Source organism: Staphylococcus sp. NAM3COL9 (assembly GCF_001431205.1).
GTDB lineage: Bacteria > Bacillota > Bacilli > Staphylococcales > Staphylococcaceae > Staphylococcus.
Genome location: NZ_LGPC01000014.1, coordinates 167,536 through 182,570 on the forward strand (window position 1 = coordinate 167,536; position 15,035 = coordinate 182,570).

Consider the following 15,035-nt stretch of genomic DNA (forward strand, 5'->3'; position numbering starts at 1 on the left):
CATTTTTTATTCCATACTTCTTTTCCTTTCGTATTTCTATTTGATGGGGTGATAAAATGCAAATTCTAAGAAAAGTTTATGAAAACAAGGCGCCTATTTATCATATAAAGACAAATTCAGGTCTATTAATTAAAGTCAAAACCAATGACACATCGAATAAAGCTGAAATAACTCACTTATTAACTGCCGTTGCTAAAGATATGGACGAAAAATTAAAAAATAATATTGAATAACGATTTATCTCAATACCATTTACTCAAATAAAGATACAGTCCAATAAATTGAATTAAATTCAACTTATTGGACTGTATCTTTATATACTTTAATTCATAACAACTATAATAAAACCTACAAATAATATAAGCATAGATAACCTAGGTTTTTGCTTTCCTACTAATCCAATAAGTAAGACTAATGATAGCCCAACAATGAGTAATTGACGATTAAAAGCTATAATACCCATGGCATCACCAACCATCATGATCACACCATAAATAATTATCAATGCTATAAATATGCTACAAACCAATGATAGTATATTGAGTAACTTCATTTTTTACATCCTTTTATTTTAAATGATACTTTAAATATAACTTATCGCTATTATAAAAGAAATACGCCACTTCGAAAAGTGGCGTGAAATCTCGAATCGAAAATATATTCCACACTAAAGTTTGGAGGACTTCTTGTGCTTAGTTATATTTACCCGTTTTTATATAATAAAAACCCAAATAACTAAATTTCAGAAAACGTTCTCAAATTATTTATTTCGAACTTATAATTTATTTATCAATAAAGAATATATCAAGATATGTAAATATTAATAAATTTAAATAAAATTAATCATACTGTTGGAAATGCATCCAACAAAAAGTTATCCTATAGTTAAAGCATTAATAACTACCAAATTATTTTATAAAAGTAATTGCAAGTTACGATAACAACTCAATTCTTTATTTTTAACTGTTATGTGTTACTAATTACATAGAATTGTTTCAGATAAAAGGGTGATGAAATGGAAGTACTACGTAAAGTTTATAAAGATGACGAGCCTATCTACCATGTCAAAACAGATAAAGGTTCTGTTATTAGAATTAAAGGTTCTGATGATTTGACGGACTCTGAAACTGAAGAATTATTAATGTTAGTTTCTCAAGATATTGATAAAATGAAAAAACAATAAATCAGAAGCTTAACGATATACATTTAATTTAGTGTATCGACTATAGACGTTCTTATAGACATTAAGGGGCTATCACATTTGTTTGAAAAGAATGGCTTTCTAAATGATTTTTTGTAAAGACGATGAGTTCAAAAAAACTAAATTACATCTGGGTAAAATCCTAGTTAAATTTAAAAAGTAGTTTCCATTTTGGAAGCTACTTTTTTAAAAATCTATCTATCCATTTTGTCTTAATGTTAAACAGTTCAAACGCATTTCGTTTATTAAAAACTACTTAATATCTTGCTATCATTTCGAATGTAATATGTGGAATATTGTCTTCTAAATAAATATCAGAAACCCCTTTAAAGCCCAATGATTCATAAAATGATTTTAAATAAGCTTGTCCGGAAATGCTGATTAATGACCCACTATATTTTTCATTTATAATATCGATTGTTTTCTGCACAATGTCACGTCCATAGCCTCGCATTCTATAGTTTTGTGCCACCAACACTCTTCCGAAACTAATATGTGACTCGTGCTCTACAATACGTGTGTATGCGGCAATACGGTTTTCATCCTTCAATATGATGTTCAAAGCTTCTTCGTCGTCTTTATCTATTTCTTGGTACGCACATTTTTGCTCTACTACGAATACTTTTATTCTTTCTTCTAAAATATGTAATAGTTCAATATTCGACAAATCTTTCGTCCGTTTAACTACTAATTCCATAAAATACCTCCTATAATGCTTAGAAAATCGACTGAATTACTAATATCGCTATTTCCGTAGTTGGTTACAGTTTATTTCTACGTATATTATTGTTCTACAAGTTGAATTAAATTACCACAAGTATCATTTATAATGGCAAGTTTGGTGCCATCAACTTCCTTAGGTTCAGTATGAAACTCAACATCTAAATTAACTAACTGCTCATGCGATGCTTCCATGCTTTCAACACCAAACATGGTTACGGGTATACCAGCACTATATAAACCTTCTTGATAGTTTTTGGCGATTGCACTCACATTAGGTTCTAACAAAATTTCAACTGGATTATTAGAATTAGTTTCTTTTACAGTCAACCATTTAAATTCTCCGCCCATTTCAATATCATGTTTAATTTCAAATCCTAATTTTTCAGTATAGAATTGTTTTGCTTTATCTTGATTATCAACAAAAATGCTCATAGCAATAATTTTCATATCGATCGACCTTCTCTCTTTTTCTGTTTTTATAATATTAGTACATCTTAATACTTCTCCTATTTAGCAAGCTAATTTGCATAATACCAGTATATGATAACGCCTTTATAAATTCACTAATTTGAAAATAAGTAGTGTGTATACTACAATTACAAACGAAATTTATTACAATTCGTTTGGGAGTGATTAATTGTGAAAATACTAATTGAATTACGCGAAAAATATAATTTAAGTATCTCTAAATTAGTTGTTAATTTAAATAATAACTATGGCAAAGATTTTAGAATTTGTCAGATTTGGGATTGGGAAAATGGATACCGTAATGTTTCAGAAAATGAGATTGCCATTCTCGCAGATTATTTCAAAGTTTCTAAACAGACATTTAATGTATAATAACGCTATGATATTAAGCCAAGTACTCATCAAAAGACTGAAATTCATATGGCGTTCTTAGTTATAATAACGTGGAAAACGACAATCGTTTTCCATGTTATTTTTTTAAATATAATAGTAATAAAATAATCTACGCTTTCCAAATATTCGTAACAGATCGTGTAATGCTCACAAGTTCCCAGTGTTGCTTATAATTAACTTCTTGTAGGAATCGTTTACACGTTCATCAAAAGCTTCAAAACTTTCTTCATATTGCATGTATAATATCGCTGTATACTTTAAAGTTTCAAAACTATTTTAGTTCATAATTTAACCACTCTATAATTTCATTAAATATACTATTGTTATGAGAAGATTCGTTAAATATTTCGTGTTGCAATCCGTCAAAAATATGAATGGATTTATGCTCAGACCCTATTTCGTCATATAATTGAATTGAGTCCTTATAGCTAACTAAACCGTCTTCTTTACCATGTAAGATTAATATATTATCCTTCAACTGCTTTGCGTTGTTTTTTAAATATTCAACACCATCAAGTAATGTATAAACTAGCCCCATGGATATTTGTTTAGCATTTAATTCATCCAGTTTATACTTTTCCACAACTGTTTGGTCAGAACATAACCCATCACCTAATTCATTTTTTACATATTCATGAGGAGAAACACTTCTATCTGGCTCACCAAACAATTTAATATTATAACGTGTAAGCGCCCCCGAGGTGATTATGCCATCTACTAAATTGGGATATTGAGTGCTAAATAACGTCACTATGCATCCTCCCATGCTATGGCCAATCAAGTATACTTGACCCTCGAAATTTGTTTTAACATAATTCATAACTTCCGATAAATCCTCCACTATTTCATTCATACTACTGTAATAGGTTTGAGGTCCTTCTGAGCGTCCATGGCCTCTTTGATCATATCGGACAACATTGAATCTATTTAAATTTAAATGTGCTGTTAATTCATCATAACGATCTAAATGTTCACCTAAACCATGTACTATAATAATATTTGCTTGTGCATTTTCAACGTCGTTTATTTTAGTATAAATTCGGGTACTATCTTTGGAATTTAAATATTTAATATAATTCATAAAATCCACCTTTTCTTTTGAATTATTTTCGAATAACAATTTCATTCTAACGATGCTCTAAAACAAAATGACTATATGCTTATTCACTTACGTATAAACATTAATATATTGTATCTATACCCCTAATTTTCTAATATATTTTATCTTTCGTAGTATATAAAAACGGTTTAATTAAAAGTGTCAACAAAGTCAGAAACTTTGTTGACACTCCGAATTAAAATCTTATTTACAGAACCGATTTGAATATTCTGGGTTATCTTTATTGAGCAACCAATTTCCAGTATTTAAATAGCTAGCATAACTAGACCAAAGGACATAAGGGAAAAGCAAAATGCCTGAAATAGGTCTGTTTTTAAAAAATACTACAACGTTAGTCGTTACTGCTATTAATAAAATAAAACTCTCAATCAACGCGATACCCCTTACTTTCTTTTTAAAATACAATAATGACCACAGAAAGTTCAAACTAAGATGAGTATAATGCGTAGCAGTTGCTGCTTTGGTATGTGTTCCATTACGTTTAATCAAATTATAAGCTATGCCCATACATAGATATAATATAGGCCATACAATAGGAAAAGCATATCGTGGTGGAGAATAAGGTGGTTTTTCAAATTTACCATAATCTTTTGGTGCTTCTTTCGCAGTAATTTTCCCTATCATATTGCCACCCACAAAAGGTAATAATGTTCTCGTTAACATTTTTATAATTTCCATTATAATTCCTCCTATTTCAAATTTTTAATAATTGAAGTTTGCTTTATATATTCAACATTGTAAAAGTCAGCCATACTTTTGAGAAATTCTAAAAGATAAGTTTCATCTATTTTATGTTTTTGAAATTGATATTTTAAATCTTTCTGGAATTCATTTTCTGATGTACTTCGCAGTTTTTTAAAATACCCCCACATATGATCATAAGCATTGGTGATAGAACCTTCAGTTGGCTTTATTGTTAACGCATCCGAAATCAATGTTGCGATATCACCATATGTCGGATTTTGTTTCATTGTTTCTCTAATGTTATTGTAACTATTTTGATTGTGCCACAAAACTTCATATTTATACTGACGCCATAAATGTTCAATTTGATAACGTTGTTTCATGTTTATCCATACCTTTTTTAATACCACATCGAGGCGGTATTTTATCTTTTTTCCATTTATTGAATAATAGTACTTGATATAATTCAAACGCATCTTCACCATGTACTTTACAATCACCAAAAACATAAAATGGAGGTAGCTTTTCATGTGAAAAATATTTTTGATACTCTTCTGTATAAACAATTTTTCTCAAATGTGCTATATCATTTTTAAAGTCAACAGAGCGTTTTCCTCCCCGTCGAATGTGCTCTTCATTCATGCTTTCTAAAATGTTGAAAGCATCTATAATATAGGGTTCCCCATTGTTATAAACATGAGCAACAATGGGGTGTTTAATGTAATTACTGTTTACATCAACAAGGTTTAACTTTGCTAAACATACCCTAATAATTTGATATAATTCTAATACTTGTTTCGATAACCTTCTATTATCTAAAAAACGCGCACTTTTTTTATGGTCTGAGCTTATTCTGAAGATTTGCATATGCATCTCCCCCTTACTTTTACAGATTATGAATACTCTAACAAAGTCATTTTATAAAATCACTACACTTATTATTCACTTTTAAGCATTCATTTGCAAATAATAAACTATTCCCTACAACTTAAGTTATCTAAAAACAAATCAATCTTCAGTATATAAAACGTTAAATTAAATACTTTTTAATTTATTTATAAAGAATCTCTCTAATTTCGTTTAATATCAACCTTTGTCCAACTTTTATTTTACAGTTAATGATATGCTTATATAGGAGGCTGATATTAATGTCAAAATATATATTATCGTATAATTTGAATTCTATTTCATATGGTTATGAAAAATTGCCTGCTAAATTAAACGCCTTAGGTAATGCTTTGTATATTTATAGAGGGTTATGGCTTTTGAAAAGCGATTTAGATAGAAATGAAATATACGAAAGTATTAAAAATTCCTTTAATTCAAACGATGATTTTTTAATATTTAAATTTGAAGAAAGTCCATTAGGTATGTTGAGTGAACAAAAATACGATGAAATCTTACAAATACTTAATGATTAAACACATCCCAAGTTAATGATGTGTTTTTTATTTACATAAATTTCATGTAATAATGTTTGCTAGTAAATCATATTATTATGATTTTAAAGTGCATCTTACCTGGCATACGGATTGAGCCAGTAGTCTCTCGCTTATATTATTCCCTAATACCTCAGCACTTAAAAAAATCGTTACTAACTTAGTTATATACGTAAAATAAGTAAAGCCTACAAATATTAACTTGTAGGCTTTACTTATTTTAATTAATCGTATTTCCACCATCTAATACAATAGTTTCACCAGTCATGAAATTGGTCGCGTCACTTGCTAAAAACAAAGCAATTGCTGCTACTTCCTCAGGTTCACCAAATCGTCCTAATGGGATACTAGCTAAAGCATCTTCTCTCGCCTTGCCTACCCATGCTTTATCAGACAATTCTGTTGCAACAATTGTTGGCGCAATAGCGTTAACATTAATATTAAATTTTGCCCACTCAAATGCCAAGCTCTTAGTTAAATTAACAATTCCAGCTTTTGTAACTCCATAAGCCGTATGTTTATCTAATGCTATTAAAGCATTTTGACTTGCCATGTTAATAATTTTTCCACCTTCACCTTGTTGAATAAATTCATTTCCTACTTTTTGAGCCATTTTGAAAGAGGCAGTTAAATTTAAATCAATTTGCTTTTGCCAAATCTCGCTAGACATTGTTTCCGCTTTATCTAAAAGTGCAATACCTGCAGAATTCACCAATATATCAATACGGTCAAAAGTCTGCTTTGTTAAATGAATGGCATTATCAATATCTTGTTCATTTGTTATATCACATTGAATACCTAGAATTTGATCACCTTTCAATGCTTTCACACTTTCTTTTATATCCAATACTGCAACTTTAGCCCCTTTTTCTATGTAAAAATCTGAGATTGCTTTACCTATACCACTGTTACCCCCAGTAATGATAGCCACCTTATCTGTAATATTAAAATCTTTATCAAATCCTTTATAACCTTGCATAATATCCGCTCCTTTTACTGTAAATTAAGTATACTAGTTAAATTAAGCGCTTACAAAGCAATCTACTTATACTTGTCTAAATATTTATTATAATTTATGCTATTAGTTTTTTAAGCTTTAATTTTCAACACAAAAAAACACCCACCCCATAGGGTGAGTGTTTAAGATAATTTAATGTTTTAAATTATGCTTTGTTAACGTTAGCAGCTTGTTTACCACGGTCGCCATCAACGATTTCGAATTCAACTGTTTCGCCTTCTTCTAATGATTTGTAACCTTCAGAATTGATAGCTGAGAAATGTACGAATACGTCGTCGTTATTTTCTACTTCGATGAAACCGAAACCTTTATCTGCATTGAACCATTTTACTGTACCTTTATTCATATGAAAACCTCCGTGTGCTTTAGCACATATATTTGTAACTTGTTATTAAAAAATCCAAAGAGTAAAATTCAATGAATAAGACTACTTTTAAAATTTCCGAATTAAAAATTACTTGAGTACAAATATACTATGGATATAACTTTTTGTCAACATTTTCTATAAAAGTTTTTGTTTCCATATTTTAACTAAACTATCCGGGGTTTATAAATATTTAAATAAATTAGCTTTTATTACCTTTTTTACAACAAATTAACTTTATGTGTAGTACAATTAAATATAATTAGTTATACATCTCCCAAAATGATTAGGCCGATAGGAAGAATTACGAATTAATTGTATAATAAATATAAATCAATTTCCGAGGAGAAATTTATGCAAATCATTAATTATAATATCAATCTTGACCATGTCACTTATACTGTTGAAACTGAAAATGGTCATGTATTCACTCACAGTTTACCGAAAGATACCACTTCAAATAATATATATCGCTATCTAGAAATTTTATCAAACAACGTAGATGGAGCTAACTCATAAATGGGAATATTAATCACGATTACATTCATAATCAGTTTAATTTTATTGATCATTAGTTTGTTTTCATTTTATGAATTTAATAATGAACGCAAAATTATCAACGAAAAAAACTTAGACAATAATCATGAATTAGGTATTCAAAAGCAGTCTAGAAAACTAGTGTTTTTTGGTGCTGTCTTATTTATTTTATCAGTTGCGTTTTTTGTACTTTCTATAATTTTATTATAAAACATGAATTAATAATAAACACTCTAAGTGTTTATTTTAAAACGCAGACAAACCAATTGTTATAAAAGCATTTGGTTCTTTTTTATGAGCAATTTCTTCATAATACGACGTTAATTGCGAATATTTCAATTTTGAAAGGACACATCATGATCAACAAAACCTTGAATTTCACTGGTTTAATTTTTATGATCATGCTTTTTTTATACTTTTAAATTACAATAGTTTACTAGAGAAAGTACCTGTGCACTTTGATTTATATAGTAACCCAGATGCTTGGAGTTACAAGAAAAATATATTCTTTCTCCAATAGTAACTTTAACTTTATGGATTTTTGTATATCTCCTATTAAGTATTACGTAAAATTTAAAAATTTGAGATACACGATCCATATAGCAAATACAAAAGTACTTAATTCTTAAAATGATATATCAATTTCTTCTACATAAACAGCATTGCCAGTTATTTCGATTTCATTATTTTCTGCAACACCCACCATCACTTGTCCATCCCTATTCATTTCTTGTCCTTGCTCAACAATAAGATTGATCGGTGTATGAGTCTCTTTTTTTATATACTTAGCAAAATACGCACCCATGACACCTGACGCTGTGCCAGTAACCGGATCTTCTACTGTTCCAGAAAAAGCAGAAGAAAAATGACGTCCATGCATATCCGCTTCTTCATAATAACTTTCAAGACAAAATGGATGTACAGATGCGTTTGGTATTTCATTTAAAATTGAAGAAAACGCCTTATTATTTGGTTTCATTTCATTGAAAGTAGCAAGTGACTTTATAGGTATTAAAAGTGTCCATGCCCCTGTGCTCCCATATAATAAGGGTAATTCATCATCAATATCGACTTCTTCAATGCCAATTGCTTTTGCTAAATCATATCTGGATCCTTCAAATTTTTTAAATTGTGGTAATGTTTGTTTCATTGTTATATGTATTTCATTTTGCTCATTCTCCATAATACGTATCGGTAAGACCCCTGCTTTCGTTTCGATAGTTAATTCTATTTTATTTTCTAAACATCCGTTTGTCCTTAATGCATAAATTGTTGCCATTGTTGCGTGGCCACAGAGTTCCATTTCTTGTTTCGGTGAAAAATAACGCATTCTAAGGTCTGCATTATCAGATGCTATTAGAAAAGCTGTTTCATTAAACCCTACTTTAAAAGCAATGTCCTGCATCTCCGTTTCTGTTAGGCCATCTCTATTTATAACAACACCAGCTGGGTTACCTTTATTGGGTTTTTTACTAAAAGCATCATAATGATACACTTTTACTGATTTCATCTATAATCCTCCATTTTCTATAACTTAATAGTTTTATTAAACTACATACTGCATAAATTATACGATTAGACAAAAAAACATATAACACTTATTCATTGTTTGTATAAACGTATCATTCATCCAAAAAACTGGAAACTAGAAAATGAAAAAAACGCTAAGTTATCTATGGCTACCTAGCGTTTAACTTTATACCTGTTTAATATTCTATATTCATATTGCTTAAAGCAATGTATTTATAATCATTGTTTGATATTAACAGCATTTACCATATTAAAAGAATGGAATTGTTTTACTCGCTTTCATAATATCTTTTGTAAAAAAGAATTGTTTACCTTCTCCAGTATATGCAGGTTTCAATACCATATTGGCTTTAGCGCTATATAACCATTCAGGATTAATGCCAGAATTTAGTATTTCTTGGAATTCTTGAAAGTCTTTTTTCCAATTTAAATTTGGCTCCATATTTATCACCCCAAAGATATAATAGAACTCTTGTTCTTATTTGTAAACAAAAAAGAAGCAACTGTCACAACAGTAAACTTCTCACATTTAACACTTAGATTACAATAACATAAATAAAACCACAGTTTCATACGTGAACACGTGAAGCCGAGTCAAACTTGTTTACTTAATTATTTAACTTCTTATTGATCTCTTAAAATAGATTCTATTTAACCTCTTTATTATGTCTATTTTCAAACAAGAAAGAAATAAAGCTTCCAAAAAAGCCTAATAATGACATCATCACACTACCAAGCAATTGTTCTTTTCCTGTTGCTATAAACATTAATAAGAAGATTAAAATCCCAATCAAAAGACTCATCCCAAGAGCCTTAACATATAACAACATTTATAATCCCTCACTAAATACCCAAAATAACACACTAAACTATTCTATTATTTATATTTATTATCGTAAACCGTATTTTCACGCTTTTTAGATATAAAAATAAGGCTAACGCAATGCTGCGCCCGCCTTAAATTATAATCTATTAACTATTTATTAATTAAATAAAAATGAGTGATTGATTAAGTGCCATGTGCATCGTCAATCTTTATAGAAGTAATCTTTCCTACATTTACATAGCGATCGCAATCTTTTAGATAAAAGTAATTATATCTATGAATGCCTTTTTCAAATCTTTTAAGTGCCAATGCCTTATCAATTTTCCATATATTTTCCACATACTCACGATAAACATTGCCATCGCTACATTCTATTATGAATACATACACTTCACTCATGTGTGATCACCCTAATTAATATTTTATGATTCTTCATACGTTAATTCTATTATCCACCTAATGAGTTATGGTTGCAACACAATGTGAAGTAATTTATAGATCAAACACTTTTCCGAAGTTCTTATTAATCATTTCAATGACTAACAAACACACATTAATCATGAAGTGATTTATTGAGCATGATGAGGTCGTATAAACCACATTTCAGTTTCATAATCATGTACGACTCTATGAGCTACTTCTGTTTTTTCAGCGCCGCCACCATCCCAATTTTGATCTAATGATTCAAATTTATCACTAGCACCGTTATAATTACCTTCTGTTACGATTGCTGTGTGACCTGCACCATTGCCAAATTCATCATTGAATACAACGATGTCTCCAGCTTGTGCTTGAAAGCCTTCATAATTCTTATAGACTGCTGCTTCACCTTCAAAGTTATTTTTTGTTGGAATTTCTTTTGCATAGTCACCTTCTAATCCGTGGCCATACAAATAGTCCCATTGCTCGTTCACTAAATCAAAACATTGCCAACCATATTCATCATCATAATCCCACCCCTTACCTTCTAACATGTTCATATGCGTTATAGCTTCCTCTTGAGTTGCAGTCGTCGCGGCAGAAACAGTGTTCAAATGTGTAAATACTATTATACTTAAAACGCCTATAATAAAATATGTAAAAATTTGTATGTAATGTTTAATTATAAATCGTCCCTTCTAATTATTATTTTACTGATTAATCTATACAAGAATCATTGTTGTTGACTTGTAAGTTAAATTGTAAAATAATTCAATCTTAGAATAATTTATCATATAATTTTTAATTTACCATTACACTAATATTAATTCCATTTTAATTTTTTTGTTAATCTGTAATATTCCAATTAATTTAATTATGAAGTTATCTAGATAATCAAATACAAACGCCTGAATTAAGATGTCTCAGAGTATCGATAAAGCATCCGACTTTGTCAGCATTTTTTGTGTACTTTTAACGACTACAGAGTCATCCTGTAACCTTCGGATAGTGTTTTCCCGACTCAATTCGGCTCAAATCATTGCACTTTCTGTAACAATTAAAAGTAATTCATAGTAATTTTTTTAGCTTTAATTATCGCTTTTTTCCATATTAATTCTAAAATTTTCAATTTCTTTAATACTGGTATATAAGAATAAAATACTATAATAGATTAATATAATGACCATACAACTCGTTTAATCGCAATAACGAACACCTACAGTTGAGGTTTATACATTAAAAAATGAACCTATTGCCCAAGAAAAATAGAAACTTGTGAAAAGTACACTAAAGAACGTGGTTACACTGTATACTTAATAGAGATACTAGAATTTAGAACGATCAGCCGTCAATTATTATTCTAATAATAAATTAGACCCAGATACTGAGTTATCCAACAATAATTCAGTTCCTTATAAAACAAATGAATCATTCATCAGGTATTTAATTCACCCTATTATTGTTAGAATTATGTAGAGCGTTGTTTCTTAAAAGAGGAGAATATTTATGAATTTAAACGAATTTCAAGAACATATAGAAGATAAATTACCAGCGTTAGATAGTTTTTACGACAGAGCTATCAACTTTCAATTAGAAAAGGATAAAAGACGCCCACCTAAAAAACGTTGGTCAGAGGCAAAAATAGAGAGAGCAGCAAATGCAATGTACAAGGATTTGATGAAAGGTATATATGAAAAAATTAAATCTTTAGTTGAAGAAAGAGAAAAGAAACCAAATGATGTATGGATTGATTATTTGGAAAAGTATGAGCTATACGAACAAATAAACGAATCATTATACGAAATCGAATTTGATTAAATAGCTTCAAGGCTGCGACATTTCTAAATCAGCACAAATAAAAAAGGCTTAGCCATCATGGCTAAGCCTTTTAATATAGCGTCTAAGGGAGTTGCTTACACCTTTTAGAAACTGCTATAGGTGATGCTATATCAATGCTTACCTAGTATTGCTAATTGAGTGTAAAATGTAAAAATTACAATACAGCGTAATCCGATGCGCTTTGTACGTATTTTCATACTCATGTTAGATAACTATTAAAAAGTGACATTGCCTTCAAATTTAAGTACAGTTTCTATTTTAACAACATGATCCAAATTAATTACTTTGTTTTTTGGTTTTGTCACAAACAATAAATTTTCGGATGATTTATCAACATCAATTTCTTTAGCACGTTCTAATTTACCAGTTACTAATAATAAATCTATACTTACAACGTTTTCTTCTTTCAATAAATCAGTCACTATATTTATATTCATTTTATAAATCTCCTTTTCTTCGTTACTCTCATTATACATCAAAATGTAATTTTTTACTTGATAATCAAATTTTACTATTAATTATATAATTAAATTATTATATAATAGTATGATTATCAGTAATTTGACATTTTCAGTTCATCCTCTGTGTAGAATCGTATTCTATAATTTTCTAGAAAATACATTTGCAGCGTAATCAAGGAGACCTAATTGCAACATAATTTAAAAATACGCCACTACATCTATTGCGTCTTAGTTAATAATAATTTTAATCACCCGATTAAATGGAATGATTTCACTTGCTTTAGTTACATCTTTAGTAAAAAACATTGGTCTTCTCCTTTATAATTCGGGTTTAAAATCATATTATTTTTACATTATATAGCCATTCTGTATTAATGTCTGAATTTAAAATCCTTAAAAATATTTATCTCAATCTTAAATTCATTTCATATAATCATCACATGAATGCAATAGGTCGCTTGTTCTTATATATAGTTGTAAATAATATGCAAGTATCGTGCGAGAAAAATTTCTAGAGGCTTTTCACTAGATAACATAAAAAAAGCCACCCCTAAGGATGGCTATATCTGAGAGTATGTCTGAATGGACACCCTAAGGCGTGCATTAGACCCACTCTATCTATAAGACACCCTAAGATGTCCATCAACAATAATACAATAGCTCACAATAAAAGTAAATATTTAAATATATTTATGTCAATTAAAAATAGGGCAAGGGGGATCAAACGTTCGTAAGCTTATCCATGAATTAAGGCACAGACATGCATCGACCCTTGTAATTCTTGATGCTAGACCTATGGGATAATAGCGTAACGATTAGGCCATTATCTACGGAAGAAGTAACTGCTCGGTAAGGGCCATCTGTACCCTATTACGCTAAATAAATAATAGAATATCTATAATCACCGTCCAACAGTTGGACGGTGATTTTTAATCTAATTTATTAACCATAGATTTTAACAATACAATTTGACCAAAATGTCGATTAGTGTGAATAATAGCAAAATGGATAGATTCATTAAAATTTTCCATAACGATGTCTACATCTTTAAGGACAATTGGTTCATTTCTATCTTTCTTTAATTGTTTTTCTAAAACATTAAATATTCTATCAAGTTGTTCATTTAACAATAATTTTAATTCATCGAAAGAGGGTTCATTTCCATCAAAATTTATTGGTGATGTCCCCCACAGAAAATATTTTGCAGCAGTTTGCTCTAAAACCTTTTCTCCATTAATAGTTTCAAATACTAAAAAATCATTTAGCAAGATTAAGTGACCTAATTGCCATTTGATATTATTATTAACCATGGCAGGTTGAAATGAAGCTTTCTCCTCATCAATATCTTTTATATGCTTATTTAATAAATTATACGTAGCTTGAAATTGTTCTTTAATCATTTTATAACCCCTCACTTAAATTATTAATTGGACGCACTATAAACATCTTAGCATTAACACAATAGCATTTATTTTTATTTATTTCAAAATACCAATTATGTGCTAATTTCAATTTTATAACTTTGATTTTTTTTTTGTGACCCATCTGTAGCAGTAAAAATAAAAAGCCCTTAACCACTAGGGTTAAAGGCTCAAGGATGGAGACGGCGGGATTCGAACCCGCGTCCAGAGGTCCTGATACAGATCTTTCTACGTGTGTAGTCTATCATTGAGTTTCACATAATGGTAAGTGATAGACGGCCATCATTATGCTAGTTTGATTAATCTCTTCTAGGCAGACTTCAAACGGCAGTGCCTAGCGTATCCTATTAAAGGTTGAATCGCGGTTAACGGCACATAGGAGATGCCGTTAGGCGATGCAGAGTGCTATTACGCAGCTACTGCGAAATTATTGTTTTCTTTGCCAGTTATTATAACTGTGTGTGTTAGTGACGGAGACAACCCTCCGACACGCTTAATCTGCTCATGGTACCCCTGTCGAATCCAAAAACGCCCCCTAAATAGTATGAAATGCACTTCCTGTCCACTTCACGATTATCGATCAGCTTTTTA

The 15,035-nt window shown here is 29.8% G+C and carries 23 protein-coding genes and 1 other RNA gene; 7 read left to right on the top strand and 17 right to left on the bottom strand.

Features of this window, described 5'->3' with window-relative positions; all coding sequences use genetic code 11:
- Positions 1-56: 56 nt before the first annotated feature.
- Entirely contained in the window at positions 57-233 is a 177-nt protein-coding gene (gene vraX, locus ACA31_RS13355; protein WP_172793162.1) for a C1q-binding complement inhibitor VraX, read from the top strand.
- A gap of 89 nt (positions 234-322) precedes the next feature.
- On the opposite strand, the gene ACA31_RS07920 is transcribed toward vraX (ACA31_RS13355), so the two are convergent.
- A complete protein-coding gene (locus ACA31_RS07920; RefSeq protein WP_057512789.1) occupies positions 323-553 on the bottom strand; it encodes a hypothetical protein in 231 nt (76 codons plus the stop codon).
- 462 nt (positions 554-1,015) lie between these two features.
- Here ACA31_RS07920 and vraX (ACA31_RS13360) point away from each other — a divergent pair, with 462 nt between their 5' ends.
- Entirely contained in the window at positions 1,016-1,183 is a 168-nt protein-coding gene (vraX, locus tag ACA31_RS13360; RefSeq protein ID WP_002508212.1) for a C1q-binding complement inhibitor VraX, read from the top strand.
- 274 nt (positions 1,184-1,457) lie between these two features.
- Here vraX (ACA31_RS13360) and ACA31_RS07925 read toward each other — a convergent pair whose 3' ends face one another.
- Positions 1,458-1,898 (bottom strand): GNAT family N-acetyltransferase, encoded by a 441-nt coding sequence (locus tag ACA31_RS07925; RefSeq protein WP_057512790.1) that lies wholly within the window; start codon positions 1,896-1,898, stop codon positions 1,458-1,460.
- Positions 1,899-1,984: 86 nt separating this feature from the next.
- Positions 1,985-2,371: a VOC family protein gene (locus tag ACA31_RS07930; protein WP_057512791.1), complete on the bottom strand. Its 387-nt coding sequence runs from the start codon at positions 2,369-2,371 to the stop codon at positions 1,985-1,987.
- A gap of 192 nt (positions 2,372-2,563) precedes the next feature.
- On the opposite strand from ACA31_RS07930, the gene ACA31_RS07935 reads away from it, so the two are divergent.
- Positions 2,564-2,764 (top strand): helix-turn-helix domain-containing protein, encoded by a 201-nt coding sequence (locus tag ACA31_RS07935; RefSeq protein ID WP_057512792.1) that lies wholly within the window; start codon positions 2,564-2,566, stop codon positions 2,762-2,764.
- Positions 2,765-3,056: 292 nt separating this feature from the next.
- Here ACA31_RS07935 and ACA31_RS07940 read toward each other — a convergent pair whose 3' ends face one another.
- The 4 genes from ACA31_RS07940 to ACA31_RS07955 form a co-directional block, all read right to left on the bottom strand.
- The gene (locus tag ACA31_RS07940) at positions 3,057-3,866 is read right to left on the bottom strand and encodes an alpha/beta hydrolase (RefSeq protein WP_057512793.1); all 810 of its coding nucleotides are present in this window, start codon (positions 3,864-3,866) and stop codon (positions 3,057-3,059) included.
- A gap of 222 nt (positions 3,867-4,088) precedes the next feature.
- On the bottom strand, positions 4,089-4,583 hold the full coding sequence (locus ACA31_RS07945; RefSeq protein ID WP_057512794.1) for a TspO/MBR family protein: 495 nt from the start codon (positions 4,581-4,583) through the stop codon (positions 4,089-4,091).
- An 11-nt stretch (positions 4,584-4,594) separates the two neighbouring features.
- Positions 4,595-4,972 (bottom strand): DUF1722 domain-containing protein, encoded by a 378-nt coding sequence (locus ACA31_RS07950; RefSeq protein WP_057512795.1) that lies wholly within the window; start codon positions 4,970-4,972, stop codon positions 4,595-4,597.
- Positions 4,950-5,456, bottom strand: coding sequence for a pyrimidine dimer DNA glycosylase/endonuclease V (locus ACA31_RS07955; protein ID WP_057512796.1), 507 nt, complete (start codon positions 5,454-5,456; stop codon positions 4,950-4,952). Before ACA31_RS07955 ends, ACA31_RS07950 begins: the two co-directional genes overlap by 23 nt.
- Positions 5,457-5,737: 281 nt before the next feature.
- On the opposite strand from ACA31_RS07955, the gene ACA31_RS07960 reads away from it, so the two are divergent.
- Positions 5,738-6,010: a hypothetical protein gene (locus tag ACA31_RS07960; protein WP_057512797.1), complete on the top strand. Its 273-nt coding sequence runs from the start codon at positions 5,738-5,740 to the stop codon at positions 6,008-6,010.
- Between the two features lie 238 nt (positions 6,011-6,248).
- On the opposite strand, the gene ACA31_RS07965 is transcribed toward ACA31_RS07960, so the two are convergent.
- Complete coding sequence (locus ACA31_RS07965; protein ID WP_057512798.1) at positions 6,249-7,007, bottom strand: GolD/DthD family dehydrogenase; 759 nt, start codon at positions 7,005-7,007, stop codon at positions 6,249-6,251.
- 184 nt (positions 7,008-7,191) lie between these two features.
- Positions 7,192-7,392: a cold-shock protein gene (locus ACA31_RS07970; protein ID WP_057512799.1), complete on the bottom strand. Its 201-nt coding sequence runs from the start codon at positions 7,390-7,392 to the stop codon at positions 7,192-7,194.
- A gap of 372 nt (positions 7,393-7,764) precedes the next feature.
- Between ACA31_RS07970 and ACA31_RS13365 the strand changes: the two genes are divergently transcribed.
- Both ACA31_RS13365 and ACA31_RS07975 read left to right on the top strand, forming a co-directional pair.
- A complete protein-coding gene (locus ACA31_RS13365; RefSeq protein WP_172793163.1) occupies positions 7,765-7,929 on the top strand; it encodes a hypothetical protein in 165 nt (54 codons plus the stop codon).
- Positions 7,930-8,157, top strand: coding sequence for a hypothetical protein (locus ACA31_RS07975; RefSeq protein ID WP_057512800.1), 228 nt, complete (start codon positions 7,930-7,932; stop codon positions 8,155-8,157).
- 415 nt (positions 8,158-8,572) lie between these two features.
- On the opposite strand, the gene ACA31_RS07980 is transcribed toward ACA31_RS07975, so the two are convergent.
- From ACA31_RS07980 to ACA31_RS08000, 5 genes are all read right to left on the bottom strand, one after another.
- Complete coding sequence (locus ACA31_RS07980; protein ID WP_057512801.1) at positions 8,573-9,457, bottom strand: PhzF family phenazine biosynthesis protein; 885 nt, start codon at positions 9,455-9,457, stop codon at positions 8,573-8,575.
- Between the two features lie 270 nt (positions 9,458-9,727).
- On the bottom strand, positions 9,728-9,919 hold the full coding sequence (locus tag ACA31_RS07985; protein ID WP_057512802.1) for a hypothetical protein: 192 nt from the start codon (positions 9,917-9,919) through the stop codon (positions 9,728-9,730).
- A gap of 205 nt (positions 9,920-10,124) precedes the next feature.
- Positions 10,125-10,280 (bottom strand): hypothetical protein, encoded by a 156-nt coding sequence (locus ACA31_RS07990; RefSeq protein WP_253721378.1) that lies wholly within the window; start codon positions 10,278-10,280, stop codon positions 10,125-10,127.
- A gap of 206 nt (positions 10,281-10,486) precedes the next feature.
- A complete protein-coding gene (locus ACA31_RS07995) occupies positions 10,487-10,702 on the bottom strand; it encodes a hypothetical protein (RefSeq protein ID WP_057512804.1) in 216 nt (71 codons plus the stop codon).
- Positions 10,703-10,872: 170 nt separating this feature from the next.
- The gene (locus tag ACA31_RS08000; RefSeq protein ID WP_253721379.1) at positions 10,873-11,337 is read right to left on the bottom strand and encodes a CHAP domain-containing protein; all 465 of its coding nucleotides are present in this window, start codon (positions 11,335-11,337) and stop codon (positions 10,873-10,875) included.
- An 892-nt stretch (positions 11,338-12,229) separates the two neighbouring features.
- Here ACA31_RS08000 and ACA31_RS08005 point away from each other — a divergent pair.
- Positions 12,230-12,541 carry a hypothetical protein gene (locus ACA31_RS08005; RefSeq protein ID WP_057512806.1) on the top strand — a complete coding sequence of 104 codons (312 nt, stop codon included), beginning with the start codon at positions 12,230-12,232 and terminating at the stop codon, positions 12,539-12,541.
- Positions 12,542-12,777: 236 nt separating this feature from the next.
- On the opposite strand, the gene ACA31_RS08010 is transcribed toward ACA31_RS08005, so the two are convergent.
- From ACA31_RS08010 to ssrA, 3 genes are all read right to left on the bottom strand, one after another.
- Positions 12,778-12,999 carry a hypothetical protein gene (locus ACA31_RS08010; RefSeq protein ID WP_057512807.1) on the bottom strand — a complete coding sequence of 74 codons (222 nt, stop codon included), beginning with the start codon at positions 12,997-12,999 and terminating at the stop codon, positions 12,778-12,780.
- A gap of 953 nt (positions 13,000-13,952) precedes the next feature.
- The gene (locus tag ACA31_RS08015) at positions 13,953-14,423 is read right to left on the bottom strand and encodes a DinB family protein (protein WP_057512808.1); all 471 of its coding nucleotides are present in this window, start codon (positions 14,421-14,423) and stop codon (positions 13,953-13,955) included.
- A 195-nt stretch (positions 14,424-14,618) separates the two neighbouring features.
- Positions 14,619-14,980: a transfer-messenger RNA gene (gene ssrA, locus ACA31_RS13105) on the bottom strand.
- Positions 14,981-15,035: the final 55 nt, after the last annotated feature.

Coding starts and splice junctions, on each gene's coding strand:
- vraX (WP_172793162.1), top strand. CDS start 57: ATGCAAATTCTAAGAAAAGTTTATGAAAACAAGGCGCCTATTTATCAT.
- ACA31_RS07920 (WP_057512789.1), bottom strand. CDS start 553: ATGAAGTTACTCAATATACTATCATTGGTTTGTAGCATATTTATAGCA.
- vraX (WP_002508212.1), top strand. CDS start 1,016: ATGGAAGTACTACGTAAAGTTTATAAAGATGACGAGCCTATCTACCAT.
- ACA31_RS07925 (WP_057512790.1), bottom strand. CDS start 1,898: ATGGAATTAGTAGTTAAACGGACGAAAGATTTGTCGAATATTGAACTA.
- ACA31_RS07930 (WP_057512791.1), bottom strand. CDS start 2,371: ATGAAAATTATTGCTATGAGCATTTTTGTTGATAATCAAGATAAAGCA.
- ACA31_RS07940 (WP_057512793.1), bottom strand. CDS start 3,866: ATGAATTATATTAAATATTTAAATTCCAAAGATAGTACCCGAATTTAT.
- ACA31_RS07945 (WP_057512794.1), bottom strand. CDS start 4,583: ATGGAAATTATAAAAATGTTAACGAGAACATTATTACCTTTTGTGGGT.
- ACA31_RS07950 (WP_057512795.1), bottom strand. CDS start 4,972: ATGAAACAACGTTATCAAATTGAACATTTATGGCGTCAGTATAAATAT.
- ACA31_RS07955 (WP_057512796.1), bottom strand. CDS start 5,456: ATGCAAATCTTCAGAATAAGCTCAGACCATAAAAAAAGTGCGCGTTTT.
- ACA31_RS07960 (WP_057512797.1), top strand. CDS start 5,738: ATGTCAAAATATATATTATCGTATAATTTGAATTCTATTTCATATGGT.
- ACA31_RS07965 (WP_057512798.1), bottom strand. CDS start 7,007: ATGCAAGGTTATAAAGGATTTGATAAAGATTTTAATATTACAGATAAG.
- ACA31_RS07970 (WP_057512799.1), bottom strand. CDS start 7,392: ATGAATAAAGGTACAGTAAAATGGTTCAATGCAGATAAAGGTTTCGGT.
- ACA31_RS13365 (WP_172793163.1), top strand. CDS start 7,765: ATGCAAATCATTAATTATAATATCAATCTTGACCATGTCACTTATACT.
- ACA31_RS07975 (WP_057512800.1), top strand. CDS start 7,930: ATGGGAATATTAATCACGATTACATTCATAATCAGTTTAATTTTATTG.
- ACA31_RS07980 (WP_057512801.1), bottom strand. CDS start 9,457: ATGAAATCAGTAAAAGTGTATCATTATGATGCTTTTAGTAAAAAACCC.
- ACA31_RS07985 (WP_057512802.1), bottom strand. CDS start 9,919: ATGGAGCCAAATTTAAATTGGAAAAAAGACTTTCAAGAATTCCAAGAA.
- ACA31_RS07990 (WP_253721378.1), bottom strand. CDS start 10,280: ATGAGTCTTTTGATTGGGATTTTAATCTTCTTATTAATGTTTATAGCA.
- ACA31_RS07995 (WP_057512804.1), bottom strand. CDS start 10,702: ATGAGTGAAGTGTATGTATTCATAATAGAATGTAGCGATGGCAATGTT.
- ACA31_RS08005 (WP_057512806.1), top strand. CDS start 12,230: ATGAATTTAAACGAATTTCAAGAACATATAGAAGATAAATTACCAGCG.
- ACA31_RS08010 (WP_057512807.1), bottom strand. CDS start 12,999: ATGAATATAAATATAGTGACTGATTTATTGAAAGAAGAAAACGTTGTA.
- ACA31_RS08015 (WP_057512808.1), bottom strand. CDS start 14,423: ATGATTAAAGAACAATTTCAAGCTACGTATAATTTATTAAATAAGCAT.